We start from the raw sequence: 17,964 nt of genomic DNA, 5'->3' as shown, positions 1-17,964 counted from the left end.
TTGTTTTTTGTCCTCTATTTATCTTTCTCATAACCCTCTCCCGTTAATATAATAAATTTTTTTTATCGAACCGATTGAAGGTAATCATTCACAAATGATGTGAAGATCTCTTGATAAAAACTATATAGATCCAACCTAAACCTAATAAAAAATAGTTTTTTAAGGAACTTATTGTCTATTTAATTATCTTAGCACTACTACAATGCTAAAGTTTTAGTTTGATAGCTGTTTTAACTGTGTAATCTTCTACGTTTAGCAAGAAAAAACTCTCAGTAAAGTTTACACCCTTTCTACTAGAAAGCGCAGGCATTGTATGTCATGTAATTTCTATTTTTTAAAGCGGTAAGTAAAGTGTACCGCTAATGAATATCGGTAATACCATGTTTACTCGTACATTTAAACCTGTTGATTTTGTTGATATCGATTGTAGATGCCATAAATCTCTTCAGAACTCTTTTTCACCGTTCAAAGCAAATGTGTTTCGTATGCAATGCGGGGATAAGAATACAGTGGTCAAAGACTACTCTCATGCTAATTTCTTTATAAGAGCGACTATTTGTCGTCTACTTATCAAAAGAGAAATTTCTGCCTTGCGTAAGCTGCAAGGTATCCAGGGAGTTCCCAAATTATATGGCTTTTACGGTAAGTATGGTTTTGCTATGCAAACCATTGAAGGTTTTCACCCTGATATGGCATTTTTCTCTGACAACCCTCCTATAGCGAAGCAGTTGGAGAGACTTGTTGAGCACTTCCATAAACAAGGGATGACACATAATGATTTACGCCTGAATAATATGATTGTCGATAAACATGGTTGTTTGTTTATTATCGACTATGCTGCGACTTTTAATAATAGTCACAAGTTTAATTTTTTGGGTAAAATTTTATCCTCAATATTGCAAATAACTGACCAAGCCAAAGTAATACGTGTACTTCAACAATCACCATCATTTAAGTTAACTAAAAGTCAGCAAAATATTCTAAAAAAAGCTAAGCGTTTACACATATTGACTGATCTTTGGAAGTCAATTCGTAAGAAGAAAACTCAAAAAGCCAAGTTGGTAATGTAAAAGATTGTTTCCGCTAGTTATTTAGGCGCAATTTTAGACGGTAGAGCTTGCGAATTTTGCCGATTAGTCAATTTCTAGTAAAAAATTTTGAATCTGGTAAGCTTGAAGAAAAACAAAACTCTTCAGGCTGCTGTAGATATGGAAATTTTCTTAAGAAATATTTTTGTTCTGATTGTTATTTGTACACTTTCTTCTTGCTCATCTTTGCCTTTAACTAATCCTTTTTTTTCTCAAAATATCGTCGGTTGTTGGGAAACTCATGACGACAATGATGATGACTATGTCGTGTTTCAGTTCAACAAAGATGGCAGCGCATTATCTATCATTTATGATGAAAGTGAATCATTATCCTATTCTATTAAAGGCAATACTATTACCTTCCTACAAAATGCCAGAGAGTTTAGTGGCCTTTATAGAAGAATAGGTCGAAGAAAACTCGAGCTTTTAATTGATGATAGTGATGAATATCTACTCTTTTCTTGTAAAAAAAATATACATTTCCCTTCTGTCGTTAGTGGCTTCGAACGCCATTTAATTGATATCAAAAGTATTCATTTAGACCTTAGAATCGATGGCGATCAGGCTCATACTTCAGTGATGCATGAAGTTTATAATGGATCTCAAAATGAGTTAGAAGCGCATTTAGAATTGCCTATACCCAGCGATGCAAAAGTAACAGCTTACGCATTAGATATTAAAGGAGAACTTGTTGAAGGTGTTGCCACTTTAAAAGAAGATGCTCGTCATTCCTTTGAAACAATAGAAAGAAAACGTATTGATCCAGGTTTGCTAGAGGTTTCAGAAGGTAATGTATTTACTACTGAAATCTATCCTGTTATGCCACAAGAGTCTCGCTACGTAAGATTAGAATACATCCAGACGCTAAAACCCAATAGTCATGGAGAGTATGAGTACGACTATCCTTTTTCAAAATATCTTAATGATACTCAAGTAACTATATCCATTTCGAGAAATCGCAGGGCGCCCCTGAAGTTTAAAAATTTCCCAAACAAAGGAAAGAAACCTTATAAATTATTCACTCATAATAAAAAGTGGAAGGCACATTTTCCAGGCAGAGATTCTTATCAAAAATCCCCTTTAAATGATTTTCGTTTTTCCTTTAAACAAGAGGATATTGGCCGTGCAGTTTTGCAAAAAGCCAATGATGGAAATTATTACTTTTACAAAAGAGAAAAGTACAATAAAAATGATCTCGTGCCTACTGACGTTCCTGAAGAAATTACCATTCTATGGGATGTTTCATCCTCAATGGAGGATAACCATGAGGTATATAATCGGATATTAAATAGATTGTATAAAAATTATTATAAAAAAGGAGTAAAAAACCTAAATGTTGTAACTTTCTCAAATAAAATACTATCTTCTCGCAAGTTTAATTTACGCAATTTAACAATGGCTGATCTTAGTAAATTATCAAACAATATTCGTTATGATGGAGCCACTAATTTTAAGCATGTTCTATCTTCCGTTGAAAAAGAAATAAACGGATTTTATTTATTGTTTTCAGATGGTGTTCATTCCTTAGGTTCTTATGATCTTGACGATGTTGATTTAAGTGGAACAACATCTATTTATCCCATTACACCTGAAGTTCATCATAATATATCATTTTTGGAATACCTTGCTGACCAAACTGGTGGTTTTGTTTTTGAGCTTGGGAAATCTTCAGCTGATGATGTTGTTGACCTCATAGGTGCTTATTTGCCTGTTGATAATATAGGAACTCCTTCACTATATATGGAACATATAAAGCATAATTATGTTATTGGTAATTCGCTTTATGTCGAACACGTTGCTAGAGTTAATAGTGAAATAAATAATAAACAAAACGATGTTTCCATACAGTTGGGCGAAGATAGCTATAAGTTTTCAAAAAATAGTATTATTAATTCTGAAATTTCAAAGATTCGATTTCTTTCTTTAACTTTGAGTAGGCTGTTGTCTAATCCTAGTAAAAATAAAAACCAAATCATTACCCTAGGACTTGAGAATAATTTTGTAACGCCCTATACCAGTATGATTGTCTATGAAGATATTGAAGATTATATGTATTTCAATGTGAAGCCACCTAGTAATCACCCAGATTACAATAAGTATTTGATTCTAATCGAAGAAGAATCTCTTAGATCTGTGGACGTTGAAAAAGATGAGCAACATTTTTTATCTAACATTTTAAAAAACTGGAATAGAAGAATTAACTGGTGGCATAATATTTATACGTCTAAGCAATATAACTACTCATTTTCAACAGGGCTTTATAGGCCCTCTAAGAGATCTATGCCTTCTAGACTAGACGGGTATGAAACTGATGGAGCTAATATAGAAGGTGAAATACTAAAAATTCAAAAGAACACTATACATTAGCACCGTCTAAGGTCTATAAAAAATACCTTGAATTAAAAAAAATTAATCGTAATTCGGCTGTATTCTATATTGATAGTGCGCGTTTTTTTTACCAAATTAAAGAGTATGAATTAGCTCTTAGGATATTAAGTAATATTGTAGAGCTTTATCCTGAGCATGTGTTTTTTCAACGAATGCTGGCATTTAATCTTTTGGAGTTTAATTTCTACACGGAAGGCATCGAGGTGTTAGAAAGGGTTAAAAACATAAGGCCTTATCAGGGCCCTAGTTATCGTGATTTAGCTATTGCTTGGCAGCGATACTCAGAACATACAAGAAATAACCAAGATGCTGCTCAAGCATTTGCTTATTTTAAAGCCGCCGTATTTGAACATTGGGGAGAAGATTCTGATGGAAGTGAGCCACTGAGGATGACAGCATTGGAAGAGCTAAATCATCTACTGTATAAAAACGACAGTAATATCTTTGATTTAGAGGATATACAACCTAATTTATTGTTTTCTATGCCAAAAGATATTCGCATAGTTGTTTCATGGAATTCGAGGGCAGCAGATGTTGATCTTCATATTACAGAACCTTCAGGGGAAGAAGTATCATATTCAAAACCACTGAGCAAAACTGGAGGATTAATGCCCTATGACGATGTGGATGGATTTGGCCCAGAAGAATATATGATTCGTAATGCTACAAAAGGAAAATATCATATTAGTCTAGATCTTTTTTCTAATAATAGCATTGAGCTATTTGGCCCTGTTAGTGTTAGTCTTGATGTTTTTACGAATTACGGTAAAAAAAATGAAAAACATAAAAAACAACTATACGCCTAGATAAAGAAGGTAAGAACATCCCTGTCGGTGAGCTTATACTATAAGGCTTATTTTGAGTGCCACTGCTTAAAAGGATAAGTTAGTAAACTGGAGTTGTAGTATTTGCTGTCACCGCTAACTTCAGTTGTTACCCAAGTAGGAACTTCGAAATGCTCACTTTCGTGGTTAAGTTCTATTTCTGCTACAACAAGACCTTCATTGTCGCCATGAAAAATATCTAGTTCCCAGTTATGGTGACGATGGCGGATGAGATAGCGAGTCTTTTCTATACTAGGCCCCTTGCATAGCTGAGATAGCATCTCTTTAGCATCCTGTTGTGGTATCTCATATTCAAATTCTGTACGCGTAAGGCCTTTATTTTCCCCTTTGAGTGTAAGCCATGCTTTGGTTCCTGCAATACGCACGCGTACAGCTGTATTATCCGCTGTGGGAATATATCCTTGTTTCATAAGGACGCCATTTTCCAGTGTCCCTACCCTGGTAAGATCTACAAGATACTTTCTTTCGATTTCGTTTGGCATGGTATTTCTTGATCTAGAATCTGTTAATACAAGCCTTTAATTATGGGATAAATATTGGACTTTGTTAAGAACTTGATAGTGCTGTAAAGTTATTTGTTGGTTTTTTGTTCTTTTTTGTTGGCAATAACTACTGTAAAGAAAACTCAGCCATAGAGAATGACTTTCGTCTGTCGATAATCCAATGTATATTGATAAATAGACTCTTAACAATTTTTTGGAGGTGAGTAATGGATTCTTTTTTGGCTGCGGCTATTGAAGAAGCGCAGATAGGCTTAAGCGAAGGCGGCATACCTATTGGTTCGGTGCTCGTCCATGAGGGCAATATCATAGGCCGTGGCCACAATAAAAGAATACAGCAGGGTAGTACTATCTTGCATGGCGAGATGGATGCACTGGAAAATGCTGGTCGCTTGAGTGCTTCCATTTATCAAAATAGTACTCTTTATACAACTCTTTCTCCTTGCGCTATGTGTTCAGGTACGATGTTACTCTACGGTATACCTCATGTAGTGGTTGCTGAAAATATAAATTTTATGGGAGAAGAAGAGTTGCTTAGATCACGGGGTGTGAAAGTAGAAGTATTGCAAGATGCAACGTGCATCGAAATGATGAAAAGCTTTATTGAGCAAAACCCAAAACTATGGAATGAAGATATAGGCGTGTAAGCTTAAATATTTCAAGTACACTTTTGGTTTGGGGCCTTTGATAGGCCCTCAAAAAATCCTAATTTTTTAAAAATGAATAAGCTATAGCAAGTGCTGTTACAAAAAGAAATATTTTTAGCATATTGTAACCCGTAGAAGATACTTTTTTATCGTCTTGAGAAAGATTTGTGTTAGCTTGTGTCCAATGGTTTTTATTGTCTCTATCTTTACTCTTTTCTTGTTGATCTGTTACTTTGCTTTGTTTTATTTCCTCTGCTGTTTTTTCTTTTTCTGGCTTTGCCGGCGGGAGGGCTTGCCACCACTCTTGCCTTGGATGTTCTCCAGCTGCCGCTTTCAGACGCAATAACTTTTTATTCAAGCTAAGCACTTTACCTTTTTTAACATTAACACCATATTTTCTTTTAATATGTGCAACTTGTTGTTGTAGGGCTATTCCTTTATCTGGAGATACCATAGCTACATAGTTGGCATAGCCATCTATAGCACAAAAAATATCGCCATTGCCCCAAGTTTTTCCATCTGGACCATCTTTATCGATCTGAAATAGAACCGCACGGAAACGTTTTAAGGTTTTTTTATCCACGCCCATTTTGTCGTTGACTGTTATACCTGTAACCTCCTGTTTTTTGTGTCGACGCATAATCCTAGTTTTTTTGGGATGAATGACAAAACCTTCATCTTGTACTATTTTCCGGCATCGCCACAATAGTTTTTTAACTTGTTGCTCATCCTTGCTATCACTAGAAAATGTTAAATCGTCCGCGTAACGGGTATAGGTAAAACCTAGTTTTTCAGCCATTCCGTTTAGTCTAGCATCTAGTTTTCTACATAAAATATTAGTTAGGTTTGGGCTAGTAGGGGCGCCCTGAGGCAAATAACGTTCGCCGTTGCCAACAAACCACGTTTGTCCATCTAGTTCCACCTCTTGTATATTGCTTTGAGTACACAGCAAACCTAATATTGTCGCCAAATGCTCACTGTAGCCGAGCGTATGGAATACACCTTTTATTCGCGGGTAGGTAACGGTCGGAAAAAAATCTTTAAGATCAAGATTAATAACAATATCTTTACCGACGTGAGGTATGGCATTCGATACGATTGATCGCTTTGGTACAAACCCATGTGCTGCATCATGAATAGATAAGGGTTCCAGAACGTTTGCTAAAACCCAATATTGAGCGCGCTTTAAACGAGGCATAGGTGCCGAGATCAAACGTGAGCCACCGGTTTTTTTAAGAATTTCAAAATGTTGGTAATGATTAACTGCGCTAACATCTTTTTGATAGGCTAAAAAGCGCAATTCATTTAAGGTAATACCCATTGCACCGGCTAGATCTTTACTACTGTGTAATACCGGTAGCCCTTGCTGTTTCAATTTGTCTTCGTGACTTTCAACGTTATTCAAGCTTTTAGAAAAGTGATCACCCACATAGGTAATGAGTTTTTGCTGTGTTGTATACCAACGACTCGCCCTATCGTAACGTGCTTGATTACGCTCCTGTCTTTTTTGTTCTCTACGTTCTAGTGCTTGTTTCTTTCTCTGCTTATGAAGTTCTTTTAACGCAGCTTCTGGGTCACTATAAAGCCCTTGTTTCTGTCCTAGTTCACGTAACTTTTTGGAAATTTCCGACTTTTCATTAATAAATTCTTCTGCCAGAGAAGGCTTGTCAGAATCCTCGGGCCAAAAGCCCAGTCGTTTCATTTCTGAGAGGATGTATTCATCTTTACTGGTTTCGCGGATACGTTGATACAGTTGTTGGCGTGTCAGCTTATTCCCATCAGACATGAATTATTCTCCCTGGTATGTTAGTTCGTGTAAGCAGTTTTAAATAAAATAGCCAAAACAAATTAAAAATAAGTGGTAGCGTTTTGCACCTGCTTTTCTCACTTTGTGCCTTGTGCTGTGTTTTCTTTATTTGCAGGTGATAGAGATTTTGTACAAGTGCTTTATTAGTGATGCTGCTGGCTATGAGTGTTTTAAATAGGAGAAAGCGGACAATACAAAAGGTTAGCAGTGCAGCAGGAGTTTCCTTCGTAGGATTCTCAGAACTGGATCGATCAACTCGACGCCGCACGCCACTACTATCGCTCTTTGGCTTCATAGAAGCCATACCGCAAAAGCGATAGTAGTGGCAGTGCGGCATTATAAAGATCGAGCCAGTGATGCGTGAACAGGCTATAAGCAAGGACGGCGATCCACCGCCCGCATTGCAAGGTAGGCCTGCTGCACTGCTATTGCGCTGTAGTATAACAATGCTGCTAGTATTATAGAAGTCGCTTTTCATTATTATATTTCTTTACTCGCTGCCATTTTCCTTAACGCCAGCATATGTTCGCAAGGGCCTTTGCGTAACTGATTTTGCTGAAAGAAATGACATTGACATATTGCATCTGTTAGCCTTTGATCTGCGTCTATACTAATTCGCACTGACATTGAAACAGCATTATCTAAAACACTCCCTTCTAAGTGTGTTATACCTTCTCTGTGTGTATGTTGTTTTATTTCAACCAGATTAGCTGTTACAAAATTTGCAGCTTTTTCTTCCCGTTCACTGGAAAAACGTAAAGATTCTAGAGGCAATGGTTCTCGGCTTAATTCTCGAATGCGGTATACGCCAGAAGCGAGGTCAAAAAGTACTTGACCACTCTGGCTGTAAATAGAAAGAGCAGATTTCACTAAACCTTCATCCAACTGCAAACGCTGGGCGAGTGATCGGCTGGACTCCTGCCAAGTCTCAGTTAATGCCTTGTAGACACGTTTCATGGATATTTCATCCACTTCGGCTCTTGGTGCTAATAAATCGAAGTTGCCCATACGCGACCAATCATTCGCCGTCCAGCCGGATAACCCTAAAGTAAAACTAATATCGCCCATATTGGCAACGTAGAAGCTGGGTAAACCATCTCCCATTAAATAGAGTGTAAAGTTATCGGCGATAGGTATTAAGCGTTCCAGTATATGCAGACGCCGTCGCCCCCATACACGAATATTTTGTGGTTTCTCCCCTTGATAAATACTACGAGCGAGCACTACCTCATTATTCCAAGGTTCAAACGCCACTTTAATCGCTTTCCCTGGTACCAATTCAAAACGCATGGCACGTGGCCCAATGCGCTCTTTCTTGCGACGTAGCGTGTAACATAAATTATGGATATCCATTGGGTGGCAGTTGAGTTTTACCATCGGCATAGTCATAGCCGAACTCACCTGTAAAAAACCGCGTACCCAACTCTCAGGTAGGTCGATTTTCTTTTCGTCGAATTGTTCCTCATTTGTTGTTTGGATACTAAAGCCGTCAGGATCTATGGCCAATGTGGTACTACGATAGTCGCGAATTTTTTGAAACTCGTTATACAAACCTTCCGAGTAATCGATATTTGTTGTGCCACAAGCGGTTTCGCTGATATTGTCAAACATATCATAGCGGCAACTGAGCTTGCCGTAACTTGACTCGTCTTCAGAAAAACATTCGAAGAACACTTCATCAGGATGTACCGTGATGACTGGGTCAAGGACAAACCAAGCATCGTAATCATTTTTGTACAGATACTTAAAATATGTGTTTTGTGCTTTAAAGTAGGGGCCTAAGATATCGCTACTTTGTTTATTTAATTCAGCCAAACGTTTTTGTAGAGGTAAAGCTTCTTGCTCTGCTTGGCTTTTTTTGTTGATAAACTCAGCTAATAATCGTTCATTTTCCGACTCAAGCCATTCCATATATACCGAACGATCTTTCGGTTGCGTGCGCAAATCAGAGGTTACCACCTTGTGTAAAGCTGAGATCGCTTCCCTAAATACCAGCTTTTGTTTGAGTTGACCAACAAAATATGTTGGTGGGCGCAAACTGTCTGGCGCGAACGACAGGGAGGTGCTGTCGCTGGCATTAGATACTTGGCTTTTTCCTCGGTAACGGTAGCGAAATTCCATGAGGGGTCCTTAAGCAGATATTTTTATGGCCGGTTTTTTTGTTGCAATAGGCAGCTTTAAATTAGGGTACAATGTCTGTAATTGCAGCATTGCTTTAATCAGTGATGATTTGTCTTTATGCACAACAGTTAAGGATATGCGTGTAAATAATTCGGCACTCATAGTAGCAACCTTTTCATTCTTACTTGCTTCATGCAGTAAGAAAGAAATAACACGATCTTTACAAATTCTTCCTTTATTTACTTGACTTAGTACACTTAGGAAATACTGCTGTAAACTGAGAATTTTTTCTTCTTGCCCACCGGCGTGTTCTTCAAGAAAATTACTGACAAACAATTGCACATTACTTGACGGATGCTGACTGAGTTTATGTAAATACTCTGCGCCATCTTGCGCATTGAAAAAACGCTGGAGAATTTCTCTACCATAGTTTTGCACATCATCTCTTACACTATCACACAAATAAACAATAGTTGCGGGATCCCAATCCTGATCGGTGAAATTGTCTGTAAAATATTGGAAGCCAAATTCGCGGCCATCTTGCCAGTTATTATCGAGAATGAGCAAGGCATCTTTACGGTAGTTTCGGCAAAGATCAATATTTTCAGAAAATGCTGCAAAAGCATATTGTCGAACTTGTATATTGGGGTTGCGTGCAAGTAAAGCCCATTGTTTTACGGAGTAATCTTGATGATACCGAGTTACTAATATTTTGGCACCAATACTTTGTGCTGTCGATGACTTAGCCTGCAGCAAGCGCCAGACCATGTCTTTATCAAGCTTATTACTCGCTTGCTGTAGATGATTGGCAAAAAATGTTTCAAGTTCTTCTCGTTGTCCTTCCTTCTCGGTTTTCGTGAAAATTGAATTTACCATAACGTGCATAACTGCAATCGCCCACTGAGAATCGGCTGTTACCAAACGTTCGAGTATAGTCAGTAGCGATTTGCGTTCGTGAACCTCTCCTTGTTGATAAAGGCTTACTAGTAAGGGAATTTGATTGGCCAATGCTTCATCTGTTTGTTTGCCTAGTAGTGCCGCTGCCATCCCTCTAACAGCTTCAGACGAAGAAGTATTTATTTGCTCCAGCATTTTTTGGGGGATATCGCTGAAGTCTATGGCGTGTCCTACTAGTAAATATGCTCCCAGCAATTGCTTTGATATGTGTTCGCTGCTCAATAAACGCTCTACCAAAGTGAGTGCTAAATTTTGAACGGCTTCGGTGAGGTGATTTAATAAGAAGTCAGCAAGGGCTTCTATATGTTTCTCACCCAGTTCTTCTTTATACTCACAAATCTTATTAACAACAGCATGTAATAAAGTTTTCGCTGAGTCTGCAGTAAAATTAAGTTTTGCTAAATGACTAAGTACAGTTTGTTGTACATCATTATGTTGCAGCAATAAGAAATCTACAATTAAATAAGTATCATTGGCTGTTAGTGGAACACGAGTTAAACATTCCAAACCAAATTCGCGGGCCGGCCTTAAAGTGCTGTGTAATAATGCTAGTAGTAAATCTGAAGTTAACACACTAGCATTCTCTTGCAGACGTTTTTTTACGATCGCCAGAGCAAATTGACAGGTATCGTCATAAGGGCTACATAGCAGTACTTCAATGTCCGACGCGGATAGTGTGTTGGTGTACATGCTGTTTGATGCTAAAACTTTACGTGCAAATGCATGTACAGGCTCACATAAGCTTTGCTTTAGCAGCAATAGCGCATAGTCAGGCTGTCCATCCCAGAGATCGGGAAAGCACTCAGTTCGATGAGTTTCTGTTTGTTCTGCATTATCCTGTGCTTGCACTTTCTCCCAGGCTCTGGCGCTTGGGCTTAAATGATATGTTTCACTGTGTTCGAACAAAATATGATTAAAGGCTAAAAAACTTGCAAAGCCACCATAATTCTTGCTGGATACTAATTCTCTTCCCCAGCGCCCGCCGTTTTCTTGCCATCGATATACCACAGAGTTTCGCTCTTGTGCTGCGTGTTCGTCCTTTATAGACAACAAAACATAGGTGGCCATTTCCACATAACGACCATCGTTAGCACTACCTAGCCGGTATAAGCTACGCCAGCTTCGGCGGCGTAAGTAATCTCGTGTTTTATTGGAGTAAGCGAGTCGACTATCTGGTTTTTTCAGCTCTTTTGAAGGTGTTACATAGCCGCCGTCTGGAATATAGGCCCAATCATAGTCATAGCAGTTAAAGTAGGAGCGCGTAGTTTCGATACGCTGTGTGAGTAGGCCAAACATCTTAGCATCAAGACGCAATTCTGCAGCCTTATATATGGCGCGTATGGCTTTAAAACTGCCCGGTGCAAACACTTGTGATTGTAACTGCATCAGTAGGGCTTGATGTAAAGCAGGGTAGATCAGTGATAGGCGATAGCAGCTGACCAGTAAAATGTTGGTATCTATCTCATCCCAGTTGCAAGCAGCGCTCAATTGCTGCTGTATGTTCACAACTTTACCGCTATCTAACGCTCCACGTAGCGCGACTGGTAGGTTTTGTAGCGCGTCGGCGAGTAGCTCTTGCTTTGCAAATGTATCACTGAGTAATAGTTTGCTCTCGAAAGCTATGGTGCGTACGCCTTCATTTTTAGATTTTAATAAGGTTTCTATATCTGACAGTTGGCTTGTCGCTTGCAAACGTCCGAGTGCCCAAGCAATGGAATAATCCTCTAGCCAACCGCCACGCTTTATGTATTTTGCTATTTCGATTCCGAGATCGCTATCGCCTAATTCCGCCAAGCGCCAAATAATTCTGCTGCGGTGTTCACTCTTACGTTCATTTTTAAGTTGCTCTAGCATCTGCTCTATGGGAGCTTCATCATTGACCGAGTCAACGACTGAAGTTGCAGGTTTGTGATCTGCGGCGCCTGCTGAGTTACTGCTGTCATAATAGCCCTTGTTGGTCTTAGATATGACGACGCTGTCAAATAGTTTTTCCGCTGCTTCATATGTAACAGGGTTGGCTGTCTTAGTGCCTTCTCTGAGCTTGTGACCTCGTTTTCCATAGCGAAAGTTGACTAAATAACGCTCATCTTTGCGGCTGGCCAGTTCACATAAGTCAACTTCATAGACTTTATCTGAATTGCCCTCCTTAAATGCTAAACGAGATTTTTTAATTAACTTCATTGTTATTTCCCTGGTGCATGGTTACGCCTCTAAGCGCTTGATTATACCAAAAAATGCTAAATATGCCGCATTAAATTGAATATTTTTATGCTATAAATATTTAAGGTTATAGTAATACTAAAAATTTGAAAAACTCGAGAAACCGGGAGCGCTGAGGAAAACATAAGCCTAAACACAAGACTAATAGAAAAACTATATCAAACAAAAAATGCTTCAAAACTCATATAGCGAAACCCATGTAGCTATATATGAGGTGATTCCTTATTATAAATGAGCCTTTAACGCAAAATTATTGAATGGTTTTTAATTTGAGGATACTTCTAAGATATTAACCGTGAGGTAATCAAACGCTATTTTAAGTAGTGAATTACTACTTGTATTGGTAGTTCTTATTGTGTTAGTAATTCTTATTTTGGCTTTTTAGTATTAGCTTTTTTGACTTCTCTGGTAATAGATAATTTGATAGTAGATAAAGAATATATTTATATAAATACTTCAGGTCATCAACAATATCGTAAATTGTCTAAATAAAGTAAAAGGAAAAAAAATAATAGGGTACTAAAATAAAAAAGACCCGACATAACGTCGGGTATCAAGCAAAGGACCTATCTAATCATACTCAAAAAAATTAGGTGTTACTTGATTAAGCGTGTGAATTCTTCTTTGCTGATTAAGCCATCTTTGTTGGTATCTACCGCTGCAAAGTTTTCTGCTAGCCATTGATGGCTTTTAGATTCTGCTAAACTGATGTTGCCATCACCGTCAGCGTCTAGATCACTAAAACCTGTTTGATCACCTTGTGCTTGTTGAGCTATTGCGGGAAGCGCCATAAAAGAAACGGCAGTAATAGCGATAAGTGTTTTAAATCTAAATGGTATATTCATCTTACTCTCTCCAGTTATTGGTGCTCCGTGCTTCATCAAACATCGATGCAATCATTTGCTGTAATACTGATATAGCCAAATCTGTGCCAAGTAAAATATATCCGCATATTCAGTGGCTTTCAGGGAGTTTTCAAATTTTTTCTTTTGTTTTTTATTTAAATAGTGTTGTCAATTAGCAACACTATTTAAGTTTTTTTTGTATTTTTAAATTATATCCTTACTTGGATGTCTATAATTTCTGCCTTAATAGGCCGTTAAAATAAAAAGTAACAAAATGTTGTTATTTGACAACAGTTTAGTTTTTTAGGAAAAAATATTTATAATAAGACTATCTAAAGTTTTGGTTGCAGGTATTTTTAGTGTCTATTGTGCGTACAATATCTATTGTGCAGCTTATCCTCTTTGCTTTTATCGCCGTAGCTCTACCCCTTGTTTGGGCAGTATTAACTGCACTTTACCAGGTAGATAACTTAGTCGAAAAAAATACCAATACCATGGTACAAGTAAAAAATGAAACTTTAGTAAGTCGTTCACTTGCTGATCATTTAACTTCTATGGAGCGCAGTGCCAATCAATTTCAAATACTAGGGGACAGCGCACTAGAAGAAGTGTATATAACTAACAGAAATCAGTTTCATGCGCTGTTAAATAGTTTTCGGCAGAGTCAGCCTGACAAGAAGCGTTTAGAACTAATTAATGAGCTTTATTCGGGTGAACAACGCCTATTTCATTTATTACAGCCAAGTCCTAATAAAGCTACCATTCGTGAAGTGGAAACTTTAATTGCTCAACTGCATAACTATGCGTTACAACTGGTTGAACAAACGGATGCCATGCTTGTTAAACAGACGGAATTTTTAGGCATCGAAGCTAAAGACTTGAAACAGCAGTTACTCGCACAAGCTTTTTTGGCACTACCTATTACGATGGTTCTTGGTATTTTATTTGTAATTTTAATTACTAAGCCCATTCGCCAATTGGATATGGCGGTACGTGACCTGGGAAGAGGGGATTTAAGTTTAAATGTAAAAGTTGGTGGACCACATGATCTAAGAGAGCTAGGTGTGCGCCTTAATTGGTTGCGCGACAGACTTAGAGAGGTAGATCAACAAAAACAAGCTTTTTTGCGTAATATGTCACATGAGCTGAAAACACCTTTAGCGAGTATTCGTGAGGGGGCGCAGCTGCTTACAAGTGAGAGTGATCACACTTCTTTTGTCGAACAACAAGAAATTATTAGTATTATTAAAAGAAGCAGCCTTCACCTACAGTATCTCATCGAAAATTTACTTAAGTTTAATGAACTGACAGCTACTGGCGGTGATATTCAAACTATTAACTTTGTCACATTAGTTAATGATGTTGTATTGCCTTATCAGCTGACAATAAGTACTAAGAAACTATCCATTCAAAAACATATTGAACCAATTAGCGTTTCAGCTAATCCTAATCATATAAAAATCATTGTCGATAATTTACTGTCTAATGCCGTGAAATTTTCACCAGACGGTGGAGAAATTAAGATCGATGTTAAAAAGGTGAAAAAAAATATAGTGATTACAGTGCAAGATAGTGGCCCGGGAATTTCACGTGATAGTGTCCCCAGAATATTTGATTTGTTTTTTCGCGGCTCTGAGCTTCCATCAGGGCCTTTAGCTGGGAACGGTTTAGGATTGGCAATTGTCAAAGAAATTGTAACCCGATTAAGGGGTGGCATAGAAGTGGTGGATATAAGTAAAGGTGCGCTATTCCATATAACCTTACCTACTAATGATAACAATGGTTTGTATTATGGCCGCTAGAACCTTTATCGTAATTTACTTAATTTGTATTGTTTTTACTGCTGGCTGCCAGTCATCACCAGGAAAAAAATTACCGTTGCAAAAAAATCAGTCCTTAAATAAGGAAACAAAAGAGTCATTGAATAAAGAAAATTCTCTGCCAGTCATCCGTTCTTCTTGTGCTAATAATTGTATACCTAGTTTAGATAAAGATATAAATGGGCAACAGGATGATGAATACTTACTTACGTCTAATACTTATTACAATCAGATGGATCTCGATTCAAAAAAACGACAGAAACTTGTTTCACAAAAAAAAGTATTGAGCGAAACACAAAAAAATGCATCTATGGTAGCAGAGCTTATTGTTTACTTTGTCAATGCTAAACAATTTTCACCATCAAGTCTTGAGCAAGAAACTGAGCTGATGGAAGATAGATTCAAAGAAGATGCGAATGCTATTAACAGAATTAAGCTAGCTTACCTTTTAAGCTTGTCAAAATGGAGCCCTCGCAATACAAAAAATATTGCCAGCTTGCTAAATGGAGTGCGGCAAAATAGCCGCGCTGATGCTAATTACAAAGCGCTAGCAGAGTTTCTAACTTCTTATATTAACACACAAAATGACTTACGGTTTCGTTTGCAAGTCGAGCGTAAGCATAACAAGGAACTGAAAAAACAGCTCGATGCACTGACTGATATAGAAATGAAGATTAATGAACGAGAGCCAATCCCTAATAATAGTATTGAGGAGTCTGATTTATGACCGCTGCCAAAGTACTTGTTGTTGATGATGATGAGGGACTACTAAGGCTGATTTCTATTCGCTTACGTCGCTCAAAATTTGATGTAGAGGCGGCCACTAGTGGCGAAGCGGCGTTAACACATCTCATTGAAAGCCCTCCTTGTGTTGTTATCACAGATTTACAAATGGATGGGATGGATGGCATGACGTTGTTTGAAGAAATTAAGCATCGTTTTCCTTTGCTTCCGGTCATTGTTTTGACTGCACATGGAACTATTCCCGATGCTATTGAAGCCACCAAACAAGGTATTTTTGCATTTTTAACCAAGCCCTTCGACGGTGACATTTTAGTGAATCATATTCAGAATGCTGTAGCTCTCAATATGCAACCACAGAGTAATATTAGTGTGGATGCAAATAATGCTTGGCGAGAACATATCGTAACGCGCAGCAGTATTATGGAAAAACTGCTCGCCGACGCGAAAGTTGTTGCAGCGAGCGATGCTAGTATTTTAATCCAGTGCGATAGCGGTACAGGTAAAGAATTACTCGCTAAAGCCATTCACCAAGCCAGTGACCGCTGTGATAAAGCTTTTGTCGGTGTTAATTGTACCGCTATACCTGATACCTTATTTGAAAGTGAATTTTTTGGCCATGTTAAAGGGGCTTTTTCTGGGGCTACATCAAATCGAGAAGGCTTGTTTGAAAATGCTAATGGCGGTACTTTATTTCTTGATGAAATTGGTGATATGAGCTTGGAATTTCAGTCAAAACTGTTGCGCGCATTAGAGGAAAGAGAAGTTCGTCCAGTGGGAGCTAACAAGTCTGTTGCTATTGATGTTCGCGTTGTTTGCGCCACCCATCAAGACCTTGACAAGGCTGTTGCTGAGGGGCGATTTAGGGAAGATCTATATTATCGATTAAATGTTGTTTGTCTGGAGATTCCGCCTTTAGTCAAGCGCCGAGAAGATATCCCATTGTTGGCCAATACCTTTCTTAAAAATATTAAGCTACAAAGTAAAAAATCACCTAATCGATTCACATCAGAAGCTATGATGGCCTTAATGGCCGCACCTTGGCCGGGTAATGTCAGACAATTGCGCAATGTGGTTGAGCAATGCGCAGTCTTGTGTAAAGCCTCTCTCATTCCTGAAAGCTTTGTATTGCGCGCATTGCGCAATGATTCCAGCGGTGGCAGCATCACTCCCTTTGCCCAGGCTAGAGACGAGTTTGAATACGCGTATCTTGAGGAGCTTTTACACATTACTTGCGGCAATGTAACTCGGGCTGCAAAATTAGCAAGGCGCAACCGCTCAGAATTTTACAAATTGCTCAATAAGCACGACTTAGATGCAACAAAATACCGTCGTCTAGTCGATCCTAATCATTAGTGTGAACATGCCTTAATGAAGGTTTACAGCCATTCCTCACCATAGTCGTGAGTCAATTCATCGCCAGGCTTTATAGACCGTAAGGAAACTACAGATAAATCACTGTAGTATGCCACATTTGGTGTCTTCGAATGATTAATATATTTTAGTTTACAAGTAACGTCGACATCATTGCCATCCTCCAGGCTGAGTGTGTATGGCCCTTGCTTTTTCGATGTCTTAATTTTACACATCCCTATCACTTCGCCTTTTCGAATTTTTACAGTACTGAATAAACCCTTACCATGAATGGCGCTTTTTTTTATAACCAAGCTCGATTTCATATAGACGTCTTTATATTATTGTTAATAATGCATGAAGTTTAAGAGTTAAATTATTATTATCAAATCGCAGAATATCAAGAAATATATTTTTATTCTTTACTAAATTGAGGATAAATTTAATTTCACTGATGGATAGTAAGATAAATCCTATATATTGAAGCATTAAGATTGAAAACCTTGTTTGGGTTGATCGTTCTTAACTTCTGTTTAGTAAGTATTTTAGCGTTCATTATCGGTGCGATAAGAATTTTTTTATTGCACTGTGCACTCCACTGGTGCCTTTATTATTAAGGTTACTTCAATATC

The 17,964-nt window shown here is 38.0% G+C and carries 14 protein-coding genes; 7 read left to right on the top strand and 7 right to left on the bottom strand.

The annotated features are described in order from the left end of the window. Positions 1-362 precede the first annotated feature (362 nt). The 3 genes from BVC89_RS23285 (at position 363) to BVC89_RS23275 (ending at position 4,282) form a co-directional block, all read left to right on the top strand. Positions 363-1,070, top strand: coding sequence for a BUD32 family EKC/KEOPS complex subunit (locus BVC89_RS23285; RefSeq protein ID WP_086933509.1), 708 nt, complete (start codon positions 363-365; stop codon positions 1,068-1,070). Positions 1,071-1,157: 87 nt separating this feature from the next. Beyond that, positions 1,158-3,455: a VIT domain-containing protein gene (locus BVC89_RS23280; protein ID WP_158658091.1), complete on the top strand. Its 2,298-nt coding sequence runs from the start codon at positions 1,158-1,160 to the stop codon at positions 3,453-3,455. Positions 3,456-3,613: 158 nt separating this feature from the next. Further along, on the top strand, positions 3,614-4,282 hold the full coding sequence (locus BVC89_RS23275; RefSeq protein WP_158658090.1) for a YfaP family protein: 669 nt from the start codon (positions 3,614-3,616) through the stop codon (positions 4,280-4,282). A gap of 47 nt (positions 4,283-4,329) precedes the next feature. Here the strand turns inward: BVC89_RS23275 and BVC89_RS23270 are convergent, their stop codons facing one another. Continuing rightward, on the bottom strand, positions 4,330-4,803 hold the full coding sequence (locus tag BVC89_RS23270; protein ID WP_086933506.1) for a CYTH domain-containing protein: 474 nt from the start codon (positions 4,801-4,803) through the stop codon (positions 4,330-4,332). 227 nt (positions 4,804-5,030) lie between these two features. Here BVC89_RS23270 and BVC89_RS23265 point away from each other — a divergent pair, with 227 nt between their 5' ends. Continuing rightward, complete coding sequence (locus BVC89_RS23265; RefSeq protein WP_086933505.1) at positions 5,031-5,468, top strand: nucleoside deaminase; 438 nt, start codon at positions 5,031-5,033, stop codon at positions 5,466-5,468. Between the two features lie 58 nt (positions 5,469-5,526). On the opposite strand, the gene BVC89_RS23260 is transcribed toward BVC89_RS23265, so the two are convergent. From BVC89_RS23260 to BVC89_RS23240, 5 genes are all read right to left on the bottom strand, one after another. Beyond that, the gene (locus tag BVC89_RS23260) at positions 5,527-7,254 is read right to left on the bottom strand and encodes a reverse transcriptase family protein (RefSeq protein ID WP_086933504.1); all 1,728 of its coding nucleotides are present in this window, start codon (positions 7,252-7,254) and stop codon (positions 5,527-5,529) included. After that, positions 7,247-7,753 (bottom strand): hypothetical protein, encoded by a 507-nt coding sequence (locus BVC89_RS23255; protein ID WP_086933503.1) that lies wholly within the window; start codon positions 7,751-7,753, stop codon positions 7,247-7,249. The genes BVC89_RS23260 and BVC89_RS23255 overlap by 8 nt, the downstream gene beginning before the upstream one ends. Positions 7,754-7,755: 2 nt before the next feature. Continuing rightward, the gene (locus tag BVC89_RS23250) at positions 7,756-9,396 is read right to left on the bottom strand and encodes a hypothetical protein (protein ID WP_086933502.1); all 1,641 of its coding nucleotides are present in this window, start codon (positions 9,394-9,396) and stop codon (positions 7,756-7,758) included. 9 nt (positions 9,397-9,405) lie between these two features. After that, the gene (locus BVC89_RS23245; RefSeq protein WP_086933501.1) at positions 9,406-12,534 is read right to left on the bottom strand and encodes a hypothetical protein; all 3,129 of its coding nucleotides are present in this window, start codon (positions 12,532-12,534) and stop codon (positions 9,406-9,408) included. A 635-nt stretch (positions 12,535-13,169) separates the two neighbouring features. Then, positions 13,170-13,418, bottom strand: a complete 249-nt coding sequence (locus BVC89_RS23240) for an EF-hand domain-containing protein (protein ID WP_158658089.1) — start codon at positions 13,416-13,418, stop codon at positions 13,170-13,172. A gap of 359 nt (positions 13,419-13,777) precedes the next feature. Between BVC89_RS23240 and BVC89_RS23235 the strand changes: the two genes are divergently transcribed. Genes BVC89_RS23235 through BVC89_RS23225 form a run of 3 tightly spaced genes read left to right on the top strand, consistent with a single transcriptional unit; the run spans position 13,778 to position 17,335 of the window. Beyond that, a complete protein-coding gene (locus tag BVC89_RS23235) occupies positions 13,778-15,220 on the top strand; it encodes a sensor histidine kinase (protein ID WP_086933499.1) in 1,443 nt (480 codons plus the stop codon). Further along, positions 15,210-15,965 carry a hypothetical protein gene (locus BVC89_RS23230; RefSeq protein ID WP_086933498.1) on the top strand — a complete coding sequence of 252 codons (756 nt, stop codon included), beginning with the start codon at positions 15,210-15,212 and terminating at the stop codon, positions 15,963-15,965. The genes BVC89_RS23235 and BVC89_RS23230 overlap by 11 nt, the downstream gene beginning before the upstream one ends. Next, positions 15,962-17,335, top strand: a complete 1,374-nt coding sequence (locus BVC89_RS23225) for a sigma 54-interacting transcriptional regulator (RefSeq protein ID WP_086933497.1) — start codon at positions 15,962-15,964, stop codon at positions 17,333-17,335. Before BVC89_RS23230 ends, BVC89_RS23225 begins: the two co-directional genes overlap by 4 nt. Before the next feature lie 23 nt (positions 17,336-17,358). On the opposite strand, the gene BVC89_RS23220 is transcribed toward BVC89_RS23225, so the two are convergent. Continuing rightward, positions 17,359-17,658 carry an SET domain-containing protein gene (locus BVC89_RS23220; RefSeq protein ID WP_086933496.1) on the bottom strand — a complete coding sequence of 100 codons (300 nt, stop codon included), beginning with the start codon at positions 17,656-17,658 and terminating at the stop codon, positions 17,359-17,361. Between the last annotated feature and the right edge of the window lie 306 nt (positions 17,659-17,964).

The sequence above is a fragment of the Agarilytica rhodophyticola genome, assembly GCF_002157225.2.
In the GTDB taxonomy this organism is placed as follows: Bacteria; Pseudomonadota; Gammaproteobacteria; order Pseudomonadales; family Cellvibrionaceae; genus Agarilytica; species Agarilytica rhodophyticola.
This window is presented reverse-complemented; position numbering and strand designations above follow the sequence as displayed.